Origin of the sequence: Streptomyces luteoverticillatus, assembly GCF_003970715.1 — a bacterium.
Classification (GTDB): domain Bacteria; phylum Actinomycetota; class Actinomycetes; order Streptomycetales; family Streptomycetaceae; genus Streptomyces; species Streptomyces abikoensis.
The window spans coordinates 4,780,861-4,804,759 of the sequence record NZ_CP034587.1 but is presented as its reverse complement, the minus strand read 5'-3'; the positions used below and the strand labels follow the sequence as shown (position 1 = coordinate 4,804,759).

General features: G+C 72.6%; 22 protein-coding genes and 2 tRNA genes. 8 read left to right on the top strand and 16 right to left on the bottom strand.

Annotated features, from left to right (window positions below; genetic code table 11):
• Positions 1 to 132: 132 nt before the first annotated feature.
• The 6 genes from EKH77_RS21490 to EKH77_RS21465 all read right to left on the bottom strand — a co-directional run bounded on the left by EKH77_RS21490 (position 133) and on the right by EKH77_RS21465 (position 6,148).
• Complete coding sequence (locus EKH77_RS21490; protein ID WP_240667468.1) at positions 133 to 1,380, bottom strand: HD-GYP domain-containing protein; 1,248 nt, start codon at positions 1,378 to 1,380, stop codon at positions 133 to 135.
• Positions 1,381 to 1,799: 419 nt separating this feature from the next.
• Positions 1,800 to 3,146 carry an HD-GYP domain-containing protein gene (locus tag EKH77_RS21485; protein WP_126915956.1) on the bottom strand — a complete coding sequence of 449 codons (1,347 nt, stop codon included), beginning with the start codon at positions 3,144 to 3,146 and terminating at the stop codon, positions 1,800 to 1,802.
• Positions 3,147 to 3,311: 165 nt separating this feature from the next.
• A complete protein-coding gene (rsrA, locus tag EKH77_RS21480; protein ID WP_126915955.1) occupies positions 3,312 to 3,644 on the bottom strand; it encodes a mycothiol system anti-sigma-R factor in 333 nt (110 codons plus the stop codon).
• Positions 3,641 to 4,321 (bottom strand): sigma-70 family RNA polymerase sigma factor, encoded by a 681-nt coding sequence (locus tag EKH77_RS21475; protein ID WP_189451773.1) that lies wholly within the window; start codon positions 4,319 to 4,321, stop codon positions 3,641 to 3,643. The genes rsrA and EKH77_RS21475 overlap by 4 nt, the downstream gene beginning before the upstream one ends.
• Before the next feature lie 310 nt (positions 4,322 to 4,631).
• Positions 4,632 to 5,273 (bottom strand): alpha/beta hydrolase family protein, encoded by a 642-nt coding sequence (locus EKH77_RS21470; RefSeq protein ID WP_240667467.1) that lies wholly within the window; start codon positions 5,271 to 5,273, stop codon positions 4,632 to 4,634.
• A 44-nt stretch (positions 5,274 to 5,317) separates the two neighbouring features.
• Positions 5,318 to 6,148, bottom strand: coding sequence for an SOS response-associated peptidase (locus tag EKH77_RS21465; RefSeq protein ID WP_126915953.1), 831 nt, complete (start codon positions 6,146 to 6,148; stop codon positions 5,318 to 5,320).
• A gap of 41 nt (positions 6,149 to 6,189) precedes the next feature.
• Between EKH77_RS21465 and EKH77_RS21460 the strand changes: the two genes are divergently transcribed.
• From EKH77_RS21460 to EKH77_RS21445, 4 genes are all read left to right on the top strand, one after another.
• Positions 6,190 to 6,906 carry a M50 family metallopeptidase gene (locus tag EKH77_RS21460; RefSeq protein WP_126915952.1) on the top strand — a complete coding sequence of 239 codons (717 nt, stop codon included), beginning with the start codon at positions 6,190 to 6,192 and terminating at the stop codon, positions 6,904 to 6,906.
• 27 nt (positions 6,907 to 6,933) lie between these two features.
• A complete protein-coding gene (gene aroA, locus EKH77_RS21455; RefSeq protein ID WP_126915951.1) occupies positions 6,934 to 8,280 on the top strand; it encodes a 3-phosphoshikimate 1-carboxyvinyltransferase in 1,347 nt (448 codons plus the stop codon).
• A gap of 17 nt (positions 8,281 to 8,297) precedes the next feature.
• On the top strand, positions 8,298 to 9,302 hold the full coding sequence (gene rsgA / locus EKH77_RS21450) for a ribosome small subunit-dependent GTPase A (RefSeq protein ID WP_126915950.1): 1,005 nt from the start codon (positions 8,298 to 8,300) through the stop codon (positions 9,300 to 9,302).
• A gap of 125 nt (positions 9,303 to 9,427) precedes the next feature.
• The gene (locus EKH77_RS21445; protein WP_126915949.1) at positions 9,428 to 9,751 is read left to right on the top strand and encodes a DMT family transporter; all 324 of its coding nucleotides are present in this window, start codon (positions 9,428 to 9,430) and stop codon (positions 9,749 to 9,751) included.
• A gap of 13 nt (positions 9,752 to 9,764) precedes the next feature.
• Here the strand turns inward: EKH77_RS21445 and EKH77_RS21440 are convergent, their stop codons facing one another.
• On the bottom strand, positions 9,765 to 10,472 hold the full coding sequence (locus EKH77_RS21440; protein ID WP_126915948.1) for a TetR family transcriptional regulator: 708 nt from the start codon (positions 10,470 to 10,472) through the stop codon (positions 9,765 to 9,767).
• 137 nt (positions 10,473 to 10,609) lie between these two features.
• Between EKH77_RS21440 and hisN the strand changes: the two genes are divergently transcribed.
• Positions 10,610 to 11,416 (top strand): histidinol-phosphatase, encoded by an 807-nt coding sequence (gene hisN, locus EKH77_RS21435; RefSeq protein ID WP_126915947.1) that lies wholly within the window; start codon positions 10,610 to 10,612, stop codon positions 11,414 to 11,416.
• Between the two features lie 201 nt (positions 11,417 to 11,617).
• Complete coding sequence (locus tag EKH77_RS21430; RefSeq protein ID WP_126918208.1) at positions 11,618 to 12,022, top strand: CBS domain-containing protein; 405 nt, start codon at positions 11,618 to 11,620, stop codon at positions 12,020 to 12,022.
• 115 nt (positions 12,023 to 12,137) lie between these two features.
• Here EKH77_RS21430 and EKH77_RS21425 read toward each other — a convergent pair whose 3' ends face one another.
• Positions 12,138 to 13,613, bottom strand: coding sequence for a catalase (locus EKH77_RS21425; protein ID WP_126915946.1), 1,476 nt, complete (start codon positions 13,611 to 13,613; stop codon positions 12,138 to 12,140).
• A 160-nt stretch (positions 13,614 to 13,773) separates the two neighbouring features.
• Between EKH77_RS21425 and EKH77_RS21420 the strand changes: the two genes are divergently transcribed.
• Positions 13,774 to 14,190: a Fur family transcriptional regulator gene (locus EKH77_RS21420; protein ID WP_126915945.1), complete on the top strand. Its 417-nt coding sequence runs from the start codon at positions 13,774 to 13,776 to the stop codon at positions 14,188 to 14,190.
• A 41-nt stretch (positions 14,191 to 14,231) separates the two neighbouring features.
• Here EKH77_RS21420 and EKH77_RS21415 read toward each other — a convergent pair.
• The 4 genes from EKH77_RS21415 to EKH77_RS21400 all read right to left on the bottom strand — a co-directional run bounded on the left by EKH77_RS21415 (position 14,232) and on the right by EKH77_RS21400 (position 19,641).
• Positions 14,232 to 14,305, bottom strand: a tRNA-Met gene (locus tag EKH77_RS21415).
• Positions 14,306 to 14,412: 107 nt separating this feature from the next.
• Positions 14,413 to 16,269 (bottom strand): tetratricopeptide repeat protein, encoded by a 1,857-nt coding sequence (locus EKH77_RS21410; protein WP_430980998.1) that lies wholly within the window; start codon positions 16,267 to 16,269, stop codon positions 14,413 to 14,415.
• Between the two features lie 365 nt (positions 16,270 to 16,634).
• Positions 16,635 to 16,708: transfer RNA gene (locus EKH77_RS21405), tRNA-Met, on the bottom strand.
• A gap of 44 nt (positions 16,709 to 16,752) precedes the next feature.
• Positions 16,753 to 19,641 carry a UPF0182 family membrane protein gene (locus EKH77_RS21400; RefSeq protein ID WP_126918206.1) on the bottom strand — a complete coding sequence of 963 codons (2,889 nt, stop codon included), beginning with the start codon at positions 19,639 to 19,641 and terminating at the stop codon, positions 16,753 to 16,755.
• 189 nt (positions 19,642 to 19,830) lie between these two features.
• On the opposite strand from EKH77_RS21400, the gene EKH77_RS21395 reads away from it, so the two are divergent.
• Positions 19,831 to 20,415: a PPA1309 family protein gene (locus EKH77_RS21395; protein WP_240667466.1), complete on the top strand. Its 585-nt coding sequence runs from the start codon at positions 19,831 to 19,833 to the stop codon at positions 20,413 to 20,415.
• 71 nt (positions 20,416 to 20,486) lie between these two features.
• On the opposite strand, the gene EKH77_RS21390 is transcribed toward EKH77_RS21395, so the two are convergent.
• The 4 genes from EKH77_RS21390 to EKH77_RS21380 form a co-directional block, all read right to left on the bottom strand.
• The gene (locus EKH77_RS21390; RefSeq protein ID WP_126915944.1) at positions 20,487 to 21,575 is read right to left on the bottom strand and encodes a YlbL family protein; all 1,089 of its coding nucleotides are present in this window, start codon (positions 21,573 to 21,575) and stop codon (positions 20,487 to 20,489) included.
• Positions 21,576 to 21,661: 86 nt separating this feature from the next.
• The gene (locus EKH77_RS33050) at positions 21,662 to 21,835 is read right to left on the bottom strand and encodes a hypothetical protein (protein WP_164737834.1); all 174 of its coding nucleotides are present in this window, start codon (positions 21,833 to 21,835) and stop codon (positions 21,662 to 21,664) included.
• Between the two features lie 197 nt (positions 21,836 to 22,032).
• The gene (locus EKH77_RS21385) at positions 22,033 to 22,524 is read right to left on the bottom strand and encodes a molybdenum cofactor biosynthesis protein MoaE (protein WP_126915943.1); all 492 of its coding nucleotides are present in this window, start codon (positions 22,522 to 22,524) and stop codon (positions 22,033 to 22,035) included.
• A gap of 200 nt (positions 22,525 to 22,724) precedes the next feature.
• Positions 22,725 to 23,891 carry an SDR family oxidoreductase gene (locus tag EKH77_RS21380; RefSeq protein WP_126915942.1) on the bottom strand — a complete coding sequence of 389 codons (1,167 nt, stop codon included), beginning with the start codon at positions 23,889 to 23,891 and terminating at the stop codon, positions 22,725 to 22,727.
• Positions 23,892 to 23,899: the final 8 nt, after the last annotated feature.

Below are 23,899 nucleotides of genomic sequence, written 5' to 3'. Positions count from 1 at the left end.
GTTCCGGGGAGCGCTGCCGCCCTCCCCGTCTCCTTGCCGACGACGGCGCGCATGACACCCCCCGATTCCCGCGTTCTCGCCATTCTCTTTGTCTTCTTCGCATCCAACCATGCCCTTCCGGACGCCCGCTCATTACCCGTGGGTTCGGCGGGCTAGTCCCGGTTCGCCCGCACTCCCGTGAGTGCGGTGGTGCGGGCCGCCGCGCGCGAGCACCCTCGCGAGCGCCTCCACCACCCGGGGCTCGTGGTCGTGCGCGGTGGCCAGGCGCAGCCGCTCCAGCGCGCGCAGCGGGCCGCACGCCGGGTCGCCGGCGAAGTCGTCGTAGGCGTTGACCGTCCGGACGATACGGGCGGTGAGCGGCTGGTCCCGGTACGGATCCGCCTGGCGCTCGACCACCAGTGCGACTTCTGGCGGTACGCCGGTGCGGCGCACCACGGCGCCGCCCAGCAGGGCGATCCGGCGGCGCTCCTCGGTGGGCAGCGGCTCGGTGGCCCCGGCGGGCACGGGTTCGAGGAGGGAGAGCTGGCCGATGTCGTGCATCAGCGCCGCCTCCTCGACGACGGTGAGGTCGGCGGCGGAGAGGCCCAGTTCCCGGCCGACGGCCCGGCCGAGCGTCGCCACGCGGCGGGCGTGCCCGGCGGGGGTGTAGCCGGCGATCTCGGTGGCGCGGGCGAGGGAGGCGACGGTCTGCCGGCGGGTGGCCCGTACGGCCTCGTAGCGGTGCACGGACAGCTGGGTGACCAGCATCGGCAGGCAGAACACGGGCAGCGCCCAGAGGCCGGCGACGGCCACGGCCAGGGCGAGTACGACGCCGGTGGCGCCGATCGCCGAGCCGATGCCGGGCAGGGCGCGCAGCTCCTCGCGGAGCGCCGGGCCGTACGGGCCGCCGGTGCGGGCGCGGGCGAGGACGGCCGCCAGGACGGCGTCGCACAGGGCGGTGAGGGCGAGGAGGAGCAGCAGGAACAGGGGGTAGTACGGACTGTGGGCGAACCGGGGGCCGAGCGCGCCGGAGGCGTGGAGGGGCTGGAAGCAGACGGCGGCGAACCCGGCGTTGAGCACGCGGCGGGCGAGCCGGTCCAGGGCGGGGGGCCGGCCGACGGCTCCGGCGAGGGTGGCGCCGAGGACGACGGCGACGACCTGCGCGGCCCCGTGCGAGGCGGGCTCGCCGCCGACCTCGCCGAGCAGCGCGTACGCGAGGGTCCCGGCCGATCCGACGGGCGCGGTCTCGCGCACCCCGCCGCCCCCGCCCGACCGCCGCCGCGCGGCCTCCCCCAGCGCGATGAGCGCCCCGTAGGCGAGCGCCACCCCGGGCTGCGCGACCCCGCGCCAGGCGGTCCACACGAGCGCCCCGAGCGCGGCGCCCCCGGCGAGGGCGTGCACCCCCCGCACAAGCGCCGGGCGCCCCCGCGAGGGCGCGCGACGGCCGACCGCCCGCGCCGACCCGCGCCCGGGGCGGGCGGGGGGCGGCGGGGCGGACGCGGGGCCGTGCGAGGCGCCCGGTGGCTTGTCGGCCGGGGCCGCACCCGCGGGGTGACCGCTCCGGCCGTCCCGGGGTGGGGAGCCGGGCGCTTGCCGGGCACTCGGCAGCGCCCGTGGGGGCCGACCGCTCCGGCTGCGGGGGGCCGAGGCGCCGCCAGGCGCGGGGCCATGCCCCGTCGACGGCAGGTCCCGTGCCGCGCGCCCGTCGCGGTCGCCATGCGTCGACGCGCCTGCGGCGCCCGGCGCCCGCCGCGACCCCGGGACGGTGTCCTCCGTGGCGGCCGTCGCGCGGGGGCCCCGGCCCGGCGGGCGGGCCCCGGTCATGACGGGCCGCCCGGGTGTGCGAAGCCCGCCGCAGGCGAACCCGTCGGCGAACGGTGATCAACAGGGACGTTTCGGCTGGGCGGAATGATGTCTTCCGGGGAGCGTTCCCGATCGCTCGCGGGGCACCAGCCGTGGCGGTCCAGGGCGCGGGAGAGGGCGGCGACCATGCGGGGGTCGAACTGGGAGCCCGAGCAGCGGTGGAGCTCGGCCAGGGCCACCGGGACGGGGCGGGCGCGGCTGTAGCTGCGGGTGGAGGTCATCGCGTCGAAGGCGTCGGCCACGGCCACCACCCGGGCGAACTCCGGGATCTGATGCCCTATCAGCCCATAGGGGTAGCCGCTGCCGTCCAGCCGCTCGTGGTGGTGGAGGATCGCGTCACGCGCCTCGCCGAGGAAGCCGATGCCGCGCACCATCTCGTGCCCGAACTCGGGGTGGAGCTCGATCACGCGGCGCTCCTCAGGGGTGAGCGGGCCGTCCTTGCGCAGCAGCCGGGTGGGGACGCCGAGCTTGCCCACGTCGTGGAGGGTGCCGGCGAAGCGGACGGCCTCCAGGCGGTCGCCGGTGATGCCCAGCTCGCGGGCGATCAGCACGGACGCGCGGCCGACGCGCTCGCTGTGACCGCGCGTGTAGCGGTCCTTCAGGTCGACGGCCTGGACCAGCGCCCGGACCGTCGCCTGGTGCGCGGCGCGCTCACGGCGGCAGCGGTCCAGCACCCAGGAGGACACGGACATGGGGAGCAGCACGAGCAGGGCCGCCACGGGCCCGTAGGCGCTGTGCCACAGGAGGGCCGTCATCAGGCCCGTCGGCCCGTGGAGCAGCGGCGGCACCAGCGCCCCCGGCAGCGGCGCGCCCCAGGCCGCGCGCGGGGAGCGGCCCTCGGCGGCGACCAGGACGCCGCCGTCGAGCGCGGTGACGACCAGGGCGAGCGTCAGCGCCGCGGCCAGCGCGGGCAGCAGGGCGTACGGGAAGGGGGGCGGCGGGGCGCCGGGCGGGGTGCCCAGCCCGTGGACGTAGGAGGCCGCGCTCGCGGCGAGGGAGAACTGCGCCGCGTGCCACAGCCGCCGCACCCACACGGGCCGTCGGCCGACCCGTCCCAGGAGCGCGCCGGGCACGGCCACCAGCCCGGCGGCCCCGGGCGGCAGCAGAAAGACCCCGGCGAGCAGCACCGGCATGGTGAGCGGGCAGCGGGGCAGGCGCTCGGAGACGGCGCAGAGGCCCGCGAGGAGCGCGACGGCGCCCCAGGGCACGGCGGAGGCGTCCCGCACGGTGGGCACGGCGCACAGCGCGGCGGCGAGCACGGCCCCCGCGATGTACGCGCGAGCCGCCGCCGGAAGTGCCCCCATGGCGCGTCCTCCCCGACCTCGGACCTGGCGTCTGGATGGGGAGAATAGGCTCAGCCGAGCCTCGAAAACCGCCTTGCCGGTATTGCGCCGTCCGTTCGGGTGACGTTCCCGGGTGCGGTGGTTTGGATCAACGGCGTCGGCCTACCGCCGACGCCGGACCGGCGGTCAGTCCCGCCGCGCGGCGGCCTCGGCGGCCGCGGCCGCCCGCGCCTCGTCGACCACGTCCTGGTCCGGCACGGACTCGCCGGCGCGGATCAGCTCGATCCGGCCCATGACCTTCGAGCGGAGGTCGGCCGGCACGTCGTCGTGGCCGCAGCAGCGCTTGACGAGCTTCTTCACGGCCTGTTCCAGGCCGTACTTCTCCAGGCAGGGCGAGCACTCGTCGATGTGCACCTCGAACTCGGCGCACTTGCCGTCGGGCATCTCGTGATCGAGGAACTCGTAGAGATGGTCGAGGACTTCAGAGCAGTCCGTCTCGTGCGGGTCTCCGCAGCTCATGAGTCCGACCCTTTCCGGTTGTGCGACGCGTCGGGCCCGTTCGGCGCGGAGGCGGCACCGGCCGGGACCAGTCCGCGCTCGCGGGCGTAGTCCTCCAGCATGCCGCGCAGCTGACGACGGCCGCGGTGCAGCCGGGACATCACCGTGCCGATGGGGGTACCCATGATGTCCGCGATCTCCTTGTACGCAAAGCCCTCGACGTCCGCCAGGTAGACCGCGATGCGGAACTCCTCCGGAATGGCCTGGAGGGCCTCCTTGACATCGGAGTCGGGGAGGTGGTCGAGCGCCTGGGACTCGGCGGAGCGCAGCCCTGTCGACATGTGCGACTCGGCGCGCGCGAGCTGCCAGTCCTCGATCTCCTCCGACGCGCTGCGCAGCGGCTCGCGCTGCTTCTTGCGGTAGGAGTTGATGAACGTGTTGGTCAGGATGCGGTACAGCCAGGCCTTGAGGTTGGTGCCGTCACGGAACTGGTGGAAGGACGCGTAGGCCTTGGCATACGTCTCCTGCACCAGGTCCTCGGCGTCGGCGGCGTTGCGCGTCATGCGCAGCGCGGCCGAGTACATCTGGTCGAGGAAGGTCAAGGCGTCGCGTTCGAAGCGCGCGTTGCGCTCCGCCGTGGTCTCGGCGTCCCGCCCGCTCGCGGTGTTCTCCGCGTCGGTCCCAGTGACCGGACCCACCTCCTCCAACAGCATGGCGGCGTCCTTGCCGGACCCGCTCGAATCGGAGAATAGACGACGATCCGGTCCGCCCGCCGCTCCAGCCACGGCCGGCTCCGCCATGCTCAGGACCGCCCAACCCGGGTCGGCCGTGTGCGGGCGGGACGGGCATGCGATCGAACCCATGCGGGGAGCTCCCATTCCTTCGTCTGTGCCGGTACCTGACTACAGACCGGACAACAGCACGCTCTCGTGGATCATTCCCGGCGGTAGGAAACTTCTCGCGAAGATTCTCAGGAGCCTCAATAACCTCAAGTTTCCCGGCAGATCCTCAGATCGCCTTCAGCCACATCCCCACCTCGTCGGTGATCACGGCGAGGGCCTCCATCTGGGTGATGTCCGCCTTCTTGGGCACCGCGAAGCCATGATCGCCGGCCGGCACCGCCACCGGCTCGATGCCCGGCGGGAACTCCTCGGGCCTGCCGAAGGGGTCGCGGGCGCCCTGCACCACGAGCGTGGGCAGTCCCGCGCCGGTCAGCTCGTCGGCCCGGGACTTCTCCGGCCTGCCCGGCGGGTGGAGCGGGAAGCTGAGCGCGAGCACGGCCGCCGCCCCCAGCTCCGCGGCCGTCCGGCACGCCACGCGGGCCCCCGCGCTGCGGCCGCCCGCCACGACGGGCAGCCCGGGGGCGGTGAGCGCGGGCCACAGCGCCCGCCACGCCTCGTCCAGCGCCTTGGGGGCCGGGGCCACCCTCTTGCCGGCCACCCGCCACGGCTGCTCGACGAGGGCCACGGTGACCCCGTCCAGGGGCAGGGCGGTGGCGAGCGCCCGCAGGTCGCGGGCCTCCACTCCCCCGCCCGCGCCATGGCCCAGGGCGAGCACGAGGCGGGCGTCCGGCGCGAGGTACCAGTGGACGCGGGCGTCCCCGGTAGGGGTCGGCACGTCCTGCACGGTCTCAGCGATCTTTGTGGTCACGGGTCCATCCTGCCGCCGGGCGCCCTCGGAACGGCGTCGCCTCCTCAGAACAGCGTCGTCTCCTCCGGCGCCGCCAGCTCGGTCAGCAGCTCGGGCCCGTTGTTGCGGACGTCGCTGACCGCCGTGGCGATCGGGTACGCCCGGACGAGCCCGGGAGGCGGGGGCGCCAGCAGCGCGCGCAGCTCCTCCGGGTTCGTCCGGGCGGGATCCAGCCAGGCCGCCCACCGGTCGGGGGTGAGCAGCAGCGGCATCCGCGGATGGATCTCCGCCAGCGAGCGGGGGCCGGGCTCGGCCGAAACGGAGGGTGTCGCCATGGCGAACGGCTCCGTTTCCGCCTCGGTGGTTATCACCGAGCAGGTCGCCCACCAGGCCTGCGGATGGTCCGGCGGGAGCGTCGGGTCGCGCCAGAACTCGTACAGCCCGGCCATCGCCATCACCGAGCCGTCGACGGGCGTGACGAAGTACGGCTGCTTCCGGGCGCGCTTGCGGCGCCCCTTCTCCTCCAGCTCGCGCTCCTGCGCGCCGGTGACCCACTCGTAGTAGCCGTCCGCCGGGAGCAGACAGCGCCGGGACTCGAAGGCCCGCCGGAAGGACGGCTTCTCGTGGACCGTCTCCGCCCGGGCGTTGATCATCTTCGCGGCGCCCTCGGGCGACTTCGCCCACGACGGCACCAGCCCCCACCGCAGCGCCCGGAGCTGGCGAACCGGACGACGGTCCGCTGCGTCTTTCAGAGGACGTTCGAGCACCGCGTACACGCTCTTCGTCGGCGCCACGTTCCAGTCCGGAGCCAGCGTCTCCTCCGGTACCCACTTCTCCACCTCGAAGAGCCCGGCCAGGTCCTCCGGCCGCCGGCTCGCCGCATATCGCCCGCACATGGGTGCCACACTGCCACGACGACGCCAGGAGCGGCTCACAGATGGACAGCAGCACCACCGCCACCGACCTCTGGAACCGCGTCACCGGCACCCAGCCCCACCCTTCGCTCTGGCTGGTTCTGGTCACCGGCGTCATAGCCCTCGCCGCCGTCACCCCCCACCGCGTCTGGCGCGTCACCCGCAACGCGATCACCATCGCCCACGAGGGCGGCCACGCGCTCGTCGCCCTGCTCAGCGGGCGCCGCCTGGACGGCATCCGGCTGCACTCCGACACCTCCGGGCTGACCGTCTCCCGGGGCCGGCCGACCGGCCTCGGCATGGTCCTGACCGCCGCGGCCGGCTACCCGGCCGCCTCCCTGCTGGGCCTGGCCGGCGCCGCCCTGCTGTCGGCCGGGCACATCACCGCGCTGCTGTGGGGAGCGACGGCGCTGCTGGCCGCGATGCTGGTGATGATCCGCAACGCCTACGGGGCGCTGACCGTGGTGCTCGCGGGGGCGGCGTTCTTCCTGGTGTCCTGGCTGGCCGGGCCGCAGGTGCAGGCGGCGTTCGCCTACGGGGTGGTGTGGTTCCTGCTGCTGGGCGGTGTGCGGCCGGCCTTCGAGCTCCAGCGCAAGCGGCGGCACGGCGGAGCCCCGGACTCGGACGCGGACCAGCTGGCACGGCTGACGAACGTGCCCCCGGTGGTGTGGCTGGGCCTCTTCCACGTCGTGGCCCTGTGCTCCCTGGCCGGCGGAGGCCGCTGGCTGCTCGGACGGTGACCGGCGGCGAACCACTAAGGTGAGGGCATGACCGAGAGCCCCGCGCACACCGACCTCTGGCCCGCCCCCGTCGCGAACGGGGCCGTCGACGCGACCGTCACCGTGCCCGGATCGAAGTCGGTCACCAACCGGGCCCTGGTGCTGGCCGCCCTCGCCGCCGAGCCCGGCTGGGTACGCCGCCCGCTGCGCTCGCGCGACACCGTCCTCATGGCCGACGCGCTGCGCGCCATGGGCGTCGGCATCGAGGAAGGCGTGGGCCCGGACGGCACCGGCGAGGCCTGGCGCGTGATCCCCGCCCGGCTGCACGGCCCGGCCGAGGTCCTGGTGGGCAACGCCGGCACGGTCATGCGCTTCCTGCCGCCCGTCGCGGCCCTCGCCGACGGCCCGGTCCGCTTCGACGGCGACCCCCGCAGCTACGAGCGCCCCCTGCACGGCGTGATCGACGCGCTGCGCGCGCTGGGCGCCCGCATCGACGACAACGACCGCGGCGCCCTGCCGCTGACCGTGCACGGCGCCGGCGCCCTGGACGGCGGCCCGGTGGAGATCGACGCCTCCTCGTCCTCCCAGTTCGTCAGCGCGCTGCTGCTGTCGGGCCCGCGCTTCAACCAGGGCGTCGAGGTCCGTCACGTGGGCGCGGCCCTGCCGTCGCTGCCGCACATCCGGATGACCGTGGACATGCTGCGCGCGGCCGGCGCCCAGGTCGACACCCCGGAGTCCGGCGGCGAGCCGAACGTCTGGCGGGTCTCCCCCAGCGCCCTCCTCGGCCGCGACCTGGTCGTCGAGCCGGACCTGTCCAACGCGGCGCCGTTCCTGGCCGCCGCCCTGATCACCGGCGGCCGGGTCACCATCCCGGACTGGCCCGAGCGCACCACCCAGCCCGGCGACTCCCTCCGGGAGATCTTCACCGCCATGGGCGGCCGCTGCGAGCTCACCGACGCCGGCCTGACCTTCACCGGCACCGGCCGGATCACCGGCATCGACGTCGACCTCCACGATGTCGGCGAGCTCTCGCCGGTCATCGCGGCGGTCGCCGCGCTGGCCGACTCCGAGTCCGTCCTGCGGGGCATCGCCCACCTCCGGCTGCACGAGACCGACCGTCTCGCCGCCCTGGCCAAGGAGATCAACGAGCTCGGCGGCGACGTCATCGAGACCGAGGACGGCCTGCGCATCCGCCCGCGCCCGCTGCACGGCGGCGTCTTCCACACCTACGAGGACCACCGGCTGGCCACCGCCGCCGCCGTCATCGGCCTAGCCGTCGAGGGCGTCCAGGTGGAGAACGTGGCCACCACCGCCAAGACCCTGCCCGACTTCCCGGAGCTGTGGACCGGGATGCTCGGCTCCGTCGCGGGGGCGACGACGGCACCGAGAAGCTGAGAGATCCTGGAAGCACCATGCGCCGCTACGGGAAGCACACCGACGAGGACGACGTCCGCGTCCGCCCCAACCGCAAGGGCAACCGCCCTCGCACCAGCATCCGGCCCAAGCACGAGGACGCCGCCGAGGGACTCGTCCTCACGGTCGACCGCGGCCGGCTGACCGTCCTCGTCGAGGACCGGCCGATCGTCGCGATGAAGGCCCGCGAGCTGGGCCGCAAGAGCGCCGTCGTCGGCGACCGCGTCGCGGTCGTCGGCGATCTCACCGGCGCCAAGGACACCCTCGCCCGGATCGTCCGCGTCGAGGAGCGCAGCTCCGTGCTGCGCCGGACGGCCGACGACGACGACCCGTACGAGCGGGTGGTCGTCGCCAACGCCGACCAGCTGGCGATCGTCACCGCCCTGGCCGACCCCGAGCCGCGCCCGCGGCTGATCGACCGCTGCCTGGTCGCGGCGTACGACGCCGGGCTGGAGCCGCTGCTGGTGCTCACCAAGTCGGACCTGGCGTCCGCCGAGACCCTGATGGAGTCCTACGGCTCGCTGGGCATCCGCTACGTGGTCACCAGCCGCGAGGAGCTGGCCGAGGGCGCCGCCGCCCGCCGGGTGCGCGAGCAGCTGGAGGGCCGGATCACCGCGTTCGTCGGGCACTCCGGCGTCGGCAAGACCACGCTCGTCAACGCGCTCGTGGAGCGGCAGCGGGCCACCGGCCACGTCAACCGGGTCACCGGCCGGGGCCGGCACACCACCACCTCGGCGCTGGCCCTGCCGCTGCCCGACGGCTCCGGCTGGGTGATCGACACCCCGGGCGTGCGGTCCTTCGGGCTGCACCACGTGGACCCGGCGCGGGTCATCCACGCCTTCCCCGACCTGGAGCCCGGCACCGAGGGCTGCCCCCGCGCGTGCAGCCACGACGAGCAGGACTGCGCGCTGGACCAGTGGGTGGCCGACGGCCACGCCGACCCCCAGCGCCTGTACTCGCTGCGGCGGCTGCTGGCGACCCGGGAGCGCCGCGACGGCGACTGACCGGCCGTCCGCCGACCGCGTCCGCGATCGCCCACGTTTGCGAGTGACCTCCAGCGGCAAGGGCATGCAAGGACATCCACAGCACCGGTGCGCACGGGGCGGTCCGCGGAACGGGAGGCAATCTGATGGCGTGGCTGCTGGTCGTCGTCGCCGGAATCCTGGAAACCGGCTTCGCCGTGTGTCTCAAGCTCTCGCACGGGTTCACCCGGCTGTGGCCCACGATCGCGTTCGCGTCCTTCGCCCTCGGCAGCTTCGGCCTGCTGACGCTCTCGCTGAAGAAGCTGGACGTGGGCCCGGCCTACGCCGTGTGGACGGGCATCGGCGCGGCCGGGACGGCGATCTACGGCATGGTCTTCCTCGACGACCTGGTCTCCACCCTCAAGATCGTCTCCATCTCCCTGGTGATCGTCGGGGTGATCGGGCTCCAGCTGTCCGGCTCGTCCCATTGAGCCCGTCCCCCGCTCACTCCTGGGCCAGCAACGCCCGGACCAGCCCGGCGACCTCCGCCGCGACCTCCTCGTCCGAGGGCGCCGGGGCGACGACGTACGAGAGGGTCAGCCGGACCGCCGCCTCGCAGGCGCGCAGGACGGCGTCGGGGGGCAGGCCGGGCGCGTCGGCGCCCACGGCACCGGCCACGCTGTCGCGGATCCGTCCGACCAGGGCGCCCGGTGAGAGCGCGCCCCTGGGCGGGCGCGCCTCGCGCCCGGCGCGCGGCGCGGGTACGGAGGGCGCGGCGGCGGGCGGCAGCCGGTCGCCCCGGCAGCCGGTGAGCGCGGCGCGGACGAAGGGGTTCGCCCGTGCCGTCCGGAGCGTCCACAGGGCCGCGGCGGCGCACCGGTCCCCGGCGTTGACGGGGTCCCGGCCGGCGGTGTCCGGGCCGGTGGTGTCCGGGCCGGTGGTGTCCGGGCCGGTGGTGTCCGGGCCGGTGGTGTCCGGGCCGGTGGCATCCCGCGCGGTCGCGAGGGAGTGCTCCACCCCGGCGAGGAACGTCTCGGCCTCCCGGCGCACCAGGGCGCGCGCGAGGCCGTCCTTGCTGCCGAATTCGTTGTAGAGGGTCTGCCGGGAGACCCCGGCGGCGGCCGCGACGTCGACCATCCGGACCCCGTGCCAGGGCCGGGTGCCGAGCGCCGTGAAGGCCGCGTCCAGCAAGAGCTCTCGTGCCGCGGGCATCGTCGCCTCCCCGGCCGTACGGCCGCACGACTGTGGATGGCCAGGGCACAGAATTGACGCGACGCCAGACGGTGTCAAGAGCCTTCACAAGTCGTGCCGCGCACGCCCCGGCCGCGGCCACGGGTAGTGTGCGTGGCATGTCCGATTACCACGATGATCTGCGTCTGGCCCATGTCCTGGCGGACGCCGCCGACGCGGCCACCATGGACCGGTTCAAGGCCCTCGACCTCAAGGTCGAGACCAAACCGGACATGACCCCGGTGAGCGAGGCGGACAAGGCCGCCGAGGAGCTGATCCGGGGCCAGCTCCATCGCGCCCGGCCGCGTGACGCGGTGATGGGCGAGGAGTTCGGCAGCGAGGGCACGGGCCCGCGCCGCTGGGTGATCGACCCGATCGACGGCACCAAGAACTATGTGCGCGGAGTGCCGGTCTGGGCGACGCTGATCTCCCTGATGGTGCAGACGGAGTATCAGGGCGAGATCGGTTACGAGCCGGTCGTGGGGCTGGTGTCGGCTCCGGCGCTGGGCCGCCGCTGGTGGGCGGCGAAGGGGTCGGGCGCCTACACCGGGCGCAGCCTGACCTCGGCCCAGCGGCTCCAGGTCTCCCGGGTGGGCCGGATGGGAGATGCCTCGTTCGCCTACTCCTCGCTGAGCGGCTGGGAGGAGCGCGGGATGCTGCCGGGCTTCCTGGAGCTGACGCGCGCCTGCTGGCGGACGCGGGGCTACGGCGACTTCTGGCCGTACATGATGGTCGCCGAGGGGTCGGTGGACATCTGCGCCGAGCCGGAGCTGTCGCTGTGGGACATGGCGGCGAACGTCGTCATCGTCGAGGAGGCCGGCGGCCGCTTCACTGGCCTGGACGGGCGTCCGGGGCCGCACAGCGGCAACGCGGCGGCGTCGAACGGACTGCTGCACGACGAGATGCTGAATTACCTGCGGCGGTAAGTACTCCGGACCGCCTTAAACCCACAAGGTGGTCGTAAAAATCTGGCAAAAATCATCCCCGTCCAGGCCTTGTTGGCGCTCTTGACGGTGTGTGACGATGACAGCCTCCCCGGTTTGTGAACTTGTGAAGTCCGGCTTTTCCTGCTGGAGTTCACGGTTCCGGGAACGCGTTCGCAGCCCACCAAGGAGGTGGCCACGGCCATGCTCGTCCGCGACGCCATGAGCACGCTGGTCCTCACCATCGGCCCCGCGCACACCCTCCGCGAGGCCGCCCGCCTGATGTCCGCCCGCCGCGTGGGCGCGGCGGTCGTCCTCGACCCCGACACCTATGGCCTCGGGATCCTCACCGAGCGCGACATACTCGACGCGGTCGGGGCGGGCCAGGATCCCGACCGCGAGACCGCCCACGGCCACACCACCACCGACGTCGTCTTCGCGACCCCCGAGTGGACGCTGGAGGAGGCCGCGGCCGCGATGGCGCGCGGCGAGTTCCGGCACCTGATCGTCCTCGACCGCAGCGAGGCGGTGGGGGTGGTCTCGGTGCGCGACATCATCCGCTGCTGGCTGCCCGCGCGCCGACGCGCGCAGGCGGCGGTCTCCGCGTGAGCGGGGGCGGAAGACGCCGGGAACGAGCCGAACAGGCCGGGAGCGGGCAGGCCGAAGAGGCCGGAGCCCCTTGGCGTCCGGCCTCTTCGGTTTGTACGGCAAGCGTCCAGGGTCGTCAGCCGCGCAGGGCCTGGACGGCGGCCTCCAACCGCTTGCCGTAGTCGGGGTCCGCCTGGCGGAAGTTGTTGATCGCGCGCTCGGCGATGTCGTCGCGCGACACCTTGGCGATGAAGCCGGCGAGGTTGGCGATCAGGCGCTCCTTCTCGGCCTCGGACATCAGGCGGTAGAGGTTGCCCGCCTGGACGAAGTCGTTGTCCTGGGCGTGCGAGGGAGCGGCGTGGTTGCCGGTGTCCCCGGTGACGGTCACCGGCTGCCACAGCGGCCGGTCCGTCTGGAAGGGGCCGCCGAAGCTGTTCGGCTCGTAGTTCTTCGCGCCCTTGTGGCGGCCGTCGTAGAGGAAGCCGTCACGGGAGTGGGTGCGCGCCTCGGTGGCGTGCGGGCGGTTCACCGGCAGGTGGTCGGCGTTGATGCCGACGCGGTAGCGGTGGGCGTCGCCGTAGGCGAAGAGCCGGCCCTGGAGCATCTTGTCGGGGGACGGGCCGATGCCCGGCACGAAGTGCGCCGGCGAGAAGATCGACTGCTCGACCTCGGCGAAGATGTTCTCGGGGTTGCGGTTGAGCTCCAGCTTGCCGATCTCGATCGGCGGGTAGTCCTCGTGCGGCCAGACCTTGGTCAGGTCGAACGGGTTGAAGCGGTAGTTCGCCGCCTCGTCCGCCGGCATGATCTGCACCTGGACGGTCCAGCTCGGGAAGTCGCCGCGCTCGATGGACTCGCGCAGGTCGCGCTGGTGGCTGTCGGGGTCCTCGCCCGCGAGCCGGTTGGCCTCGTCCTGGGTGAGGTTCTTGATGCCCTGGTCGGTCTTGAAGTGGTACTTGACCCAGAAGACCTCGCCGGCCTCGTTGCTCCACTGGTAGGTGTGCGAGCCGTAGCCGTTCATGTGGCGGTACGAGGCGGGGATGCCGCGGTCGCCGAAGAGCCAGGTCACCTGGTGGGTGGACTCGGGCGACAGGCCCCAGAAGTCCCAGACGTTGTCCGCCTCCTGCGAGCCGGTGTACGGGTCGCGCTTCTGGGTGTGGATGAAGTCGGGGAACTTGATGGCGTCCTTGATGAAGAACACCGGGGTGTTGTTGCCGACGAGGTCGTAGTTGCCCTCTTCGGTGTAGAACTTCAGCGCGAAGCCCCGGGGGTCGCGGACCGCGTCCGCCGCGCCGAGGTTGCCGGCGACCGTCGAGAACCGCAGGAAGGTCTCGGTCTCCTTGCCCACCTCGGAGAGGAACTTCGCGCGGGTCCAGCGCGTGACGTCGGCGGTGACGGTGAAGGTGCCGTAGGCACCGGCGCCACGGGCGTGCACGACGCGCTCCGGGATCCGCTCGCGGTTGAAGTGCGCGAGCTTCTCCAGCAGCAGCTGGTCCTGGATCAGCATGGGGCCGCCGGCACCCGCGCTCTCGCTGTTCTGGTTGTCCGCGACCGGAGCACCGGACTCCGTGGTCAGCGGGCCCGTCGCCGTTGCCGCCTCGCCGTTCGTCGACACTTACGCCTCCGTCGTCAGATCGTCTGTCCCTTGGCCTGAGCCGAGATCGATCCTACATTGGACTTTGTCTAAGTCAAGATGCGAACGACACAAATATGGGATCCAGTGGTGGACAAGGCTCGCTGCTACGCTGGTCCTATCTGACTGATAGGTGAATGGCATGAGTGACCTGCTGGAACGACTCCGGGGCCGCGGCTGGCGGCTGACCGCGCAGCGACGGGTCGTCGCCGAAGTGCTCGACGGGGACCATGTGCACTACACCGCCGACGAGGTGCACGCCAAGGCCGCCGATCTGCTGCCGGAGATCTCGCGCGCCACGGTGTACAACACGCTCGGCGAGCTGGTCTCCCTGGGTGAGGTCCTCGAGGTGAGCACGGACGGCCGCGCCAAGCGCTACGACCCCAACGCCCACCACGCCCACCAGCACCTGGTGTGCTCCCGGTGCGGCACGATCCGCGACGTCCACCCCGCCGGCGACCTGCTGGCCGACCTCCCGTCCGAGGAGCGCTTCGGCTTCCAGGTCTCCGCCGTCGAGGTGACCTACCGCGGCGTCTGCCCGAACTGCGCCACGGCATGACGAAAGGCCCGGATCCCAAGGATCCGGGCCTTTCGTATCAGTAGCGGGGACAGGATTTGAACCTGCGACCTCTGGGTTATGAGCCCAGCGAGCTACCGAGCTGCTCCACCCCGCGTCGGTGCACTTACTCTAACCCGTTCGTGACCGCTGATGCAAACGCCCTTACGAGCCCGCTTACGTCACGGTCCCGCTCATGCCGCGGTGCGGCCACCGGGCCCCCGCCTACGCACTGAGCTCCTGCTGGAGCGCGTCCCGCAGCCGGGCCGCGCGCTCGGCGACCTCCGCCGGACCCAGCTCGACCGCCTGCGCGCACCACAGCCGCCCCTCGGCCAGATCGCCGCGCCGCGCCGCGAGCAGCGCGAGCCGCAGCGCGGCCCGGCCGTGCCCGGCCTCGGCGGCCCGGGCCCACCACAGCGCGGCCTCCTGCTCGCTGCCCTCGCGGGCCAGCAGCAGCCCCAGGTTGAAGGCGCCGTTGCGGCTGCCCGCCTGGGCGGCCGCCCGGTACCAGTGGGCGGCCGCGGCCACGTCGCCCCGCTCGGCGACCAGCATGCCCAGGCGCACCTGGGCCCGCCGGTGGCCCTGCTGGGCGGCCCGCTCGTACCACTCCTCACACTCGCCACGGGTCTCCTCGTCGCGGTCGAGCAGGGCGCCCAGCCGGAAGGCCGCCTCGGCGTTGCCGCCCCTGACGGCGATCCGCAGATGGCGCTCGGCCTCGTAGGCGTCCTCGGCGCCGCCGTCGCGCAGCAGGGCCATGGCGACCTGGAGCGCCGCGTCCGTGTGCCCGGCGGCCGCGGCGCGCTCGTACCACTGGAAGGCCAGGTCCTCCTCGTCCCGGCCGGTGTAGAGGATGCCCAGGTTGAAGGCGGCGTCCACGCTGCCGGCCTCGGCGGCCTTGGAGAACCACGGCTCGGCGCCGGCGGAGTCGCCGTGCTGGAGCAGCAGGACGGCCAGCGCGTTGGCGGCCTCCTTGTGCCCGGCGTAGGCGGCGCGGCGGTACCACTGCTCGGCCTGGGCGTTGCGGCTCTGCTCGGCGCAGAGCAGGCCGAGGTTGTACGCGCCGTTGATGTCGCCCGCGTCCAGCGCGGCGCGGTACCAGCGCTCGGCCTGCTGGGACTCGCCCCGGTCGGCGTGGAGGGCGCCCAGGGCGTTGGCGGCGTTGCCGTCGCCCTCCTGGGCCGCGCGGCGCCACCAGACGGCGGCGCTGTCGCTGTCCCCGGCGTCGCGCAGCAGGAAGCCCAGGGCGCAGGCGGCGCGCGGCTCGCCGTCCTTGGCGGAGGTGAGGTACCAGCGCGCGGCCTCCTGGGTCTCGCCGCGCCCCTCCAGCAGGGTGCCCAGGTGGAGGGCGGCACGGCGGTGGCCGCGGGCGGCGGCCTGCCGGTACCACTGCTCGGCCTCGCCGGCGGGGCCGTCCTGGCGGCGGCCGCCCGCGGCCGCGGCGCGCAGCTCGCGTACGGAGGTGTCCCCGCCGCCGGCGCCCACGTGGCGGGTGCCGGTGGGCGGGCCGAGGCCGGCGGCGAGACCGTTCGCCGGCTCCTGGGCGGCTCGTGGCGCCCGGCCGTCGAGTATCCGCGCCAGCCGGTACGCGGCCTCGCGGTGGCCGCGCTCGGCGGCGGAGCGGAACCAACGCTCCGCGCCCACGTCGCTGCGGTGCTCCAGCAGGTCGGCGAGGGCGTACGCGCCCAGGGCGTGCCCGGACTCGGCGGACTGGCGCAGCCAGTACTCGGCGGCGGGCTCGTCGCCGCGCTCGCGGTGGTAGCGGCCCAGGGCGTGGGCGGCGGCGGCGGAGCCCGCGACGGCGGCGACGCGCCACCAGCTCGCGGCCTCGTCGGCGTAGCCGCGCTGGTGCAGCAGGACGCCGAGGTTATTGGCGGCGGAGCGGTCGCCCTCGGCGGTGGCGGCGCGCAGGTGGCGCTCGGCGCCGTCGAGGTCGCCGCGGCGCAGCAGCAGGGCGCCGAGCATGCTCAGGGATGCGGGGTCCCCGGACTCGGCGGCGCGGCGGCGGGCCGTCTCCAGCTCCAGGTCGGCCGCCTCGGTGGCGCAGGAGGCCTCGGCTCCCTCCCGTGCCTCGGTGGTCCTCACCGGCCCCCCGGGCCGGACGACGACGGGTCCTGATCATCCCGGTGGCTCCCGTCCCCGGGAGCCTCTACAAGCCGACGTGTTTCCAACAGCCTCGCCTTGTCCCCCATAAGTCCCATCGTCGCACTCCCGCAACCTGCGTACACCACGAATACCGCAGTCAGTGAGGTCACTTCAGCGTTTTGTCGACTTCCCGACTTCCCGACACGGCGATGCCTCAAACTCTAATCAAAAGCCCCGCACACAACCCGCACAGACCACCCGGACAGCCGACAGCGGCCTCGCGCACGGCACTCGGGCGGCCGTCCCGGCGGTCCGGGTACACGAACAAGGCCCGGAGTCCGAGAACTCCGGGCCTTGTCTTTGAGTAGCGGGGACAGGATTTGAACCTGCGACCTCTGGGTTATGAGCCCAGCGAGCTACCGAGCTGCTCCACCCCGCGTCGTTGTGGCACAACCGTACCACGACGACGCGGGGGCGGGGCGGTCAGCTGCCGGGCTTGGTGCCGGCGGGCGCCGCGGCCTCGGCCTTGGCGATCCGGTCGAGGGCGGCCTTGAGGTCCTGCTGGGCCTTGCCGTAGGCGGCCCAGTCCTTGCTCTCCAGCGCCTTCTGCCCCGCGTCGAAGGCGTCCTGGGCATCCTTCACGGCCTGCTTGACCGTCGGGTTCTCACTGGCCGGGGGCGTGGTGCCGGTGGTGGGCGGCTGGGTGCCGGGCGCGGGGCTCTTCACCTCGAACACGGCGTCGAGGGCCTTGCCGAGGTCGTCCTCGAAGGCCGTCTTGTCGCCGTAGGTGACCAACACCTTCTTCAGACGTGGGAAGTTGGAGCCCGCGCCGCGCACGTAGACCGGCTCCACATAGAGCAGGCCGTCGTCCAACGGCACGGTCAGCAGGTTTCCGTACTCGATCTCGGAATCGCCGCGCTTCAGAATATTGATCTTATTGGCGATCTCGGGGTCGCCGTTGAACTTGCTCTGCACCTGCTGGGGACCCGAGGTCGTGGTCTCCGACGGCAGCTTCAAAATTCTGATCTTTCCGTAACCGGAGCTCTTGGCATCGGCGTCGACGGCCATGAAGGCGCCCAGGTTCTCCCGGGCCTTCGGCGTGAACGTCGTCGTCAACGAGAAGGCCGGCGCCGGCTGGCCCGGCATCCGCATGCTCAGGTAGTACGGCGGAACCGCGTTGCCCGACTTGTTGGTCGGGTCGTCCGGGACCTGCCAGCGCTCACTGCCGGTGTAGAACGTGCCGGGGTTGGTGACGTGATAGCGGGTGAGCAGTTCGCGCTGCACCTTGAAGAGGTCCTGCGGGTAGCGCAGGTGGTCCAGCAGACCGGCGCTGATCTGGCTCTTCGCCTTCACCGTGCCCGGGAACGCCTTCATCCAGGTCTTGAGCACCGGGTCCTTGGTGTCCCACTGGTACAGCTTCACCGTGCCGTCGTAGGCGTCCACGGTCGCCTTGACGGAGTTGCGGATGTAGTTGACCTGATTCTGCTGGGCCACCACCGCGCGCTGACCGGTGGTCAGCGAATCCGCCGTGGTGTCACCGAGCGTGGTGCGCGAGGCGTAGGGATAGCCGTTGGTCGTGGTGTACGCGTCGACGATCCACTGAATACGGCCGTCGACCACCGCCGGATAGGCGTCGCCGTCGATCGTCAGCCACGGGGCGACGGATTCGACACGCTCCTTCGGAGTGCGGTTGTACAGAATCCGCGAGCCGTCGCCGATGGCGCCCGAATAGAGGATCTGCGGCTCGCCGAACGCCACCGCGTAGGCGGCCCGGTTGACCGGATTGGCGAGGCTGACGCCGCTCTTGCCCTCGTAGCTGTAGCTCTTCTCGCCGCTGTCGCCGGAGTAGTCCAGCTCCTTCTGCGGGCCGCCCACGATGGAGTACTGGGTGGTCTTCTCGCCGTAGTACACCCGCTGCTCGTACTTTCCGAGCGCGCCCTTGGTGGGCAGGTCCCGCTCGGTGAAGGCGGGGTCGCCCTCGCCGACGGCGGTGGTGCCCTTGGCGGTGATGGCGCCGTAGCCGTGGGTGTACTTGAAATGGTCGTTGATCCAGTTGCGCTCGGGGATGCCGTTGATGTTCAGCTCGCGCAGACCGATGACCGTGTCCTGCTCCTTGCCGTCGACCTTGTAGCGGTCGACGTCCAGCGTGGAGGGGAACTGGTAGTAGCCCTTCACCTGCTGGAGCTGCTGGAACGTGGGCGAGACGATGTTCGGGTCGAGCAGGCGGATGCTCGCGGTGGAGTCCGCCGCGGCGCGCAACCGCTCCTTGTCCTGCTGGCTCTTGCCCTTCAGGTCGCTCTTGCCCACGTAGTCCGTCACCTCGGAGCCGTCGATGCCATAGGCCTCACGGGTCGCGGTGATGTTCTTCTTGATGTAGGGCGCTTCCTTGGCCTGCTCGTTCGGCTGGACCTGGAACTTCTGCACGATCGCCGGGTAGAGCCCGCCGATCAGCACCGCCGACAGCACCATCAGGCCGAAGCCGATCACCGGCAGCTGCCAGGTGCGCCGCCAGAGCGTGGCGAAGAACAGCACGGCGCAGATCAGCGCGATGATGAACAGGATCGTCTTGGCCGGCAGATAGGCGTTGGCGTCCACATAGCGCAGCCCGGTCCAGCCCTCGGTGGACTTCAGGCCGCTGGACTTCACGGCCAGCCCGTAGCGGTCCAGCCAGTAGGCGACGGCCTTCAGCGTCACGAAGACGCCGAGCAGCACGGACAGGTGCCCCGTGGCCGCCGCCGTGGCCCGGCCACTCGGGCTGGTGAGCCGCAGTCCGCCGTAGAGGTAGTGCACCAGGGCGGCGGCGATCAGCGACAGGACCGCCGCCGCGAAGCCGAAGCTCAGCAGGAAGCGGTACCAGGGCAGGTCGAAGGTGTAGAAGGAGATGTCCTTGTGGAACTGCGGGTCCCGCTGCCCGAAGGACACGCCGTTGACCCACTGGAGCCAGGTGCGCCACTGGCCGGCGGCGGACGCGCCCGCGACCAGGCCCACCAGCGACGTGACCGCCAGCAGCACCCACTTCTTGTAGGGGGCGATGCTCATCCGGTAGCGGTCGAGGCTCTGCTGCTCCATGGACATCGCGCTCAGCGGCGGCCGCAGCCGGTGCGCCAGCCAGATGTTCGTTCCCACCGCCAGGGCCATCAGCAGGCCGAAGACGGCGAACAGGCCGATCTTGGTGCCGAGGGTGGTGGTGAAAACGGAGGAGTAGTCGACCGAGCGGTACCAGAGCCAGTCGGTCCAGAACCCGGCGAACATGACGAAGAGCATGGCCAGCACCGCCAGCACGCCCAGGGTCATCAGCAGGGTCCGGACACGCCGGGACGGTCGGCCGACTCTGATCCGTGGCCCGGACGGGCCTCCGCCGCGGTCCGGCATCTGGAAAGCCAAGGTGCGCACCTCGAAGTTCGCTGTCGATGAAGCTTGTCGATCGAGCTCGACCGAGCCGTTGGAGCTTGGGAAACGAGCTGTCGATCAGGCCCACGCGATAGTAGGACCCACTGTGGCAACTTACCGACGCTTTACTCGGTTCCCGTTTTCGGGCTCGGTCAGGGCACGATATTGACCATGTCCAGCAATACCGGTTCGAACCTTCCCGGCTCCCAGGAGCCCAGCGTCCCCATGGCGGCCAGTCCGCTCACCCGTGCCGTGCTCGAGATCGACGAGTACGCCTCCACCCTGGGCTGGGATCAGCCCGCGCGCCTGTTCGCCCTGGTCGACACGGCCCGGCTGCGTGCCCAGGAGCCCGGCCTGGCCGCCCAGCTCGGCCTCGACGACGAGGCGGCCTCCAGCGCCTCCTACACGCCCGTGGAACAGGAGGAGCTTCCCCCGGGCACCGCGCTCGACAAGTTCCTGGGCACCATCGCCTGGCCCGACGCCGTGGTCGGGTGCGCCCTGACCGTGGAGCGGCTGATGCTGCCGCCGTCGGCCGAGGCGTCCGTGCCCCACGGCATGAAGGACAAGCAGCTCGCCGCGTGGGTCGCCAAGCACCCGGACCGCCAGGAGGTCCGGATGACGGTGGCCGTGCTGCGCGACGGCGCGCGCGAGTCGGCCGTCCGGCTGCGCGAGAAGGACTCGCCGACCGAGGTCCTCACCGGCGCCGACCTGGTGCCGGGCCTGGCCGAGGCGCTGGCCGCCACCTTCGAGGACTAGAGCCGTCCCAGGACCAGAGCCGTCCTGGGTCCGGAGCCGTCCTGGAAAGTGGCGGCTCCGCGGGGGACCGGTCAGCCTGCCTTGCACTGGGGCAGGCCGGCCGTGTCCCCCTTGCGGAGCTTCTCCAGCGACTGGAGGGCGTCCTTGATCGTGTCGACCTTGATCAGGGTCAGGCCCGACGGGGTGTCCTTCGCGGCGGCCGCGCAGTTGTCCTTGGGCGTGAGGAAGTAGCGGGCGCCCTTGGAGCGCGCCCCGACCGTCTTCATCTCGATGCCGCCGATCGGGCCGACCTTGCCGTCGTCGTCGATCGTGCCCGTGCCCGCGATGAACTTCCCGCCGGCCAGATCGTCCGGCGTCAGCTTGTCGACTATCCCCAGCGCGAACATCAGCCCGGCGCTGGGCCCGCCCACGTCCGCGAGCTTGATGTTGATCGTGAACGGGAAGGTGTGGTCCGTACCGGCCTGGATGCCGACGATGGCCCTGTTGTCGTCGGGGGCCTTGTTGGTGACGAGGGTGACGGTGTCCTCCGTCTTCGGCTGCCGCTTCTCCTTCTCCGCGGCGGCCGCCTCCTTGACGGGAACGACCCGGAACGTCACCTTTTCGCCGGGCTTGTGGCGGGTGACCAGCTTGGCCACGTCACCCGGCTGCTTGATCTCCGTGCCGTCGACCGCCTTGATGACGTCCCCGGCGTGCAGCGTGCCCTCGGCGGGGCTGCCCTTGACGACGGACGACACGACGACCCGGGTGCCCACCGGGATGTCCAGCTGCTTCAGGGCGGCGACCTTGGCGCTCTCCTGGGACTGGCTGAACTCCTCCGCCGTCTCCTGGTTCAGCTCGTCCGGGGACTTGTCGTCCGGGTAGAGCGTGCTGTGCGGGACGACCAGATTGTCGTGGGCGAGCCAGCCCCAGACCGCCTCCACCAGGTTCATCCGGTACTGCGAGCCGGTGACGCGGACCGTCGTCATATTGAGGTGACCGGTCGTCGGATACGTCTTGCGCCCCGAGATCTGGAGCACCGGCTCACCGCCGTGCTCGCCCAGGGTGTTCACCGTCGGCCCCGGGGACATCTCCGCGTAGGGCACGGGGATCAGCACGCCTGCGCAGAGCAGCGCGATCAGCATCAGAAGGGAGGCGAGCATCGTCGCTGTGCGGCGGGGCATGGAACGACAGTACGGGACCGGTCCGACAGTCCACCGCCGGGGCGGTCCGTCCGGGGCGGACATCGAAAACCCTCCGGCGAATCAGGTCAGCTCGCCGGACCGGATCCGGACTCGGCCCGTTCCATCGCCTCACGGAACTTGGCATAACCGGCCAGTTCCGCGACATCCCCGGACTTGCGGTTTCTGGCCGCCCAGCTTCCCCAGAGCGCGGCCACGACGGCCGCCGCAGCGGGAATCAGCAACCAAGCGAGCGCCGCCATGCCGGCCTCCGACCCCTACGCAATCGCCATTGAACCGATGAGCAGATTAATCATCTTCGGTCTCAACGCTTACGTCAGGGGGCCGGTTACGCAACCAGGGACGACCCAATAGTGGACAGCTTCGGACACCCTGCGTGTCCTCCTACGCCCCCACCCTCCCCCAGCTACCGCTGGGAGGTGCCCCCAGACCGACGGCGCTACGCGCCGACCCATTCTTCTGTCCCGTCCGCGAATGTCTGGTGCTTCCAGATCGGCACCTCGCGCTTGAGGTCGTCGATCAGCCGACGGCACGCCTCGAAGGCCTCCGCCCGGTGCGGGCACGAGACCGCCACGACCACCGCCAGGTCGCCCACGGCCAGCTCCCCCACCCGGTGGACGGCGGCCAGCGCCCGCACCGGAAAGTCGGCCGAGACCTTCTCCGCGACCCGGCGCAGCTCGGCCTCGGCCGTCGGGTGCGCGGAATAGCCGAGCCCGGTGACGTCCGCGCCACCGTCGTGGTCCCGGACCGTGCCCACGAAGAGGGCCGTACCGCCCGCCGCGCCGTCGCCCACCGCCGCGAAGACCTCGTCCACGGACAGCGGGGTGTCCCGGATCGCCAGGAGGCGTACGGGGTCCCCGGCGGCGAGCTCGCCGGGGTGGTCGTGACGCGTACGGGGGCTGGGCGTGCCGGAGGGCGGGTGAGGTGCCATGAAGCCATCGTGCCGTATGCCCCCGGCCGGCGATCGTGGCGATTCCCCCAGTGCCCGCGTGAGGCGCCCTGTGCGGTTCTACGGGCCCGGCGGCCCCGCTCCCGGACCGGGAAGCCGATCAGGCCCCCTCCGGCCGCACAGGGTCCTTCCCGGCCCGTACCGCCCGCACATCCGTGCCCTCCGCGCCCCCGTACGAACCGCTACAGCCGGCGGCGGGCCTTGCGGGCCCTGCGGACCAGGGCGGCGGTGCCCAGCAGGGCGACGGTCGCGCCGGCGGCGCCCGCCGCGGTGGCGTCCTTGCGGCCCAGCCGGCGGCCGGCGACGGTGTGGCGGCCGGCGACCTCCTCCAGCAGCTCGGCGAGGACCTCCTCGTTGGTCCACCGGGGCCGCCAGCCCGCGTCGTGCAGCCGGTGGCCGCTGACGACCCAGGGGTGCATCGTGTACGCGAGGTCGCCCGCCGGGGACGGGGTCAGCCCCAGGCGGTGCAGCCGGGAGGCCGCGCCGAGGGCGACCGCCGAGGGCAGCTCCATGCGGCGGATGCCGGTGAGCTCCTCGACCTCCTCCTGCTCCAGCCAGCCGTCGCAGCCGACGGCCAGCTCCCCCTCCGCCTTCTCCAGGGCGGCGAACTCCAGCGCGCTCACCAGGTCCTCGACGTGGCAGAACTGCCAGGTCGGCCGGGAGCCGGCGACGACCAGGAGGCGGGGCGACTCGAAGTAGCGGGTCAGGGCCGTGTCGGTGCCGCCGACCAGGACGGCGGGCCGCAGCACGGTCACGTTCAGGCCGGGGTGCGCCCGGGGCGCGCGCCTGGCCAGCCGCTCTATCTCCAGCAGGTCTCCCACGCCCGTCGCCTCGGCGGTGGCGCGCAGCTCCGCGTCCTCGGCGAGCGGCACGTCGTTGTCCGGGTGCGCTCCGTAGACCATGGCGGAGGTGCACAGCACCACCCGGTGCACCCCGGCGGCCGCCGCGGCGGTCAGCACGGTCTGGGTGCCCCGCACGTTGTAGGCGGTGCGGGCGGCGGCGTCGCCCTCCAGGTCCAGGTCCAGCGCGAGGTGGACGACGACGTCGGCGCCGCGCAGCTTCTCGGCGATCACCGGGTCGCGGACGTCCAGGACGTGCCACTGCGCCTCGGTGACGTCGCCGCGGCGCTCGTCGATCGCCACCACGTGCTTGATCTCCTCGGACGCGGCGAGGCGCCGCGTGAGCAGCGCTCCGACGCCGCGTGCGGCACCGGTGACCGCGACGACGGGCCGGCGGCCGCGCGCGGGCATGCCGCGCGGCGCCAGGGCGCGCGGGATCGCGCTTTCGCGCGCGGAACCGTTTCGCGCTGCGCGAACTTCTCGGTCGGCTTCTCGGTCGGGGGAACTCACCGGGCGTC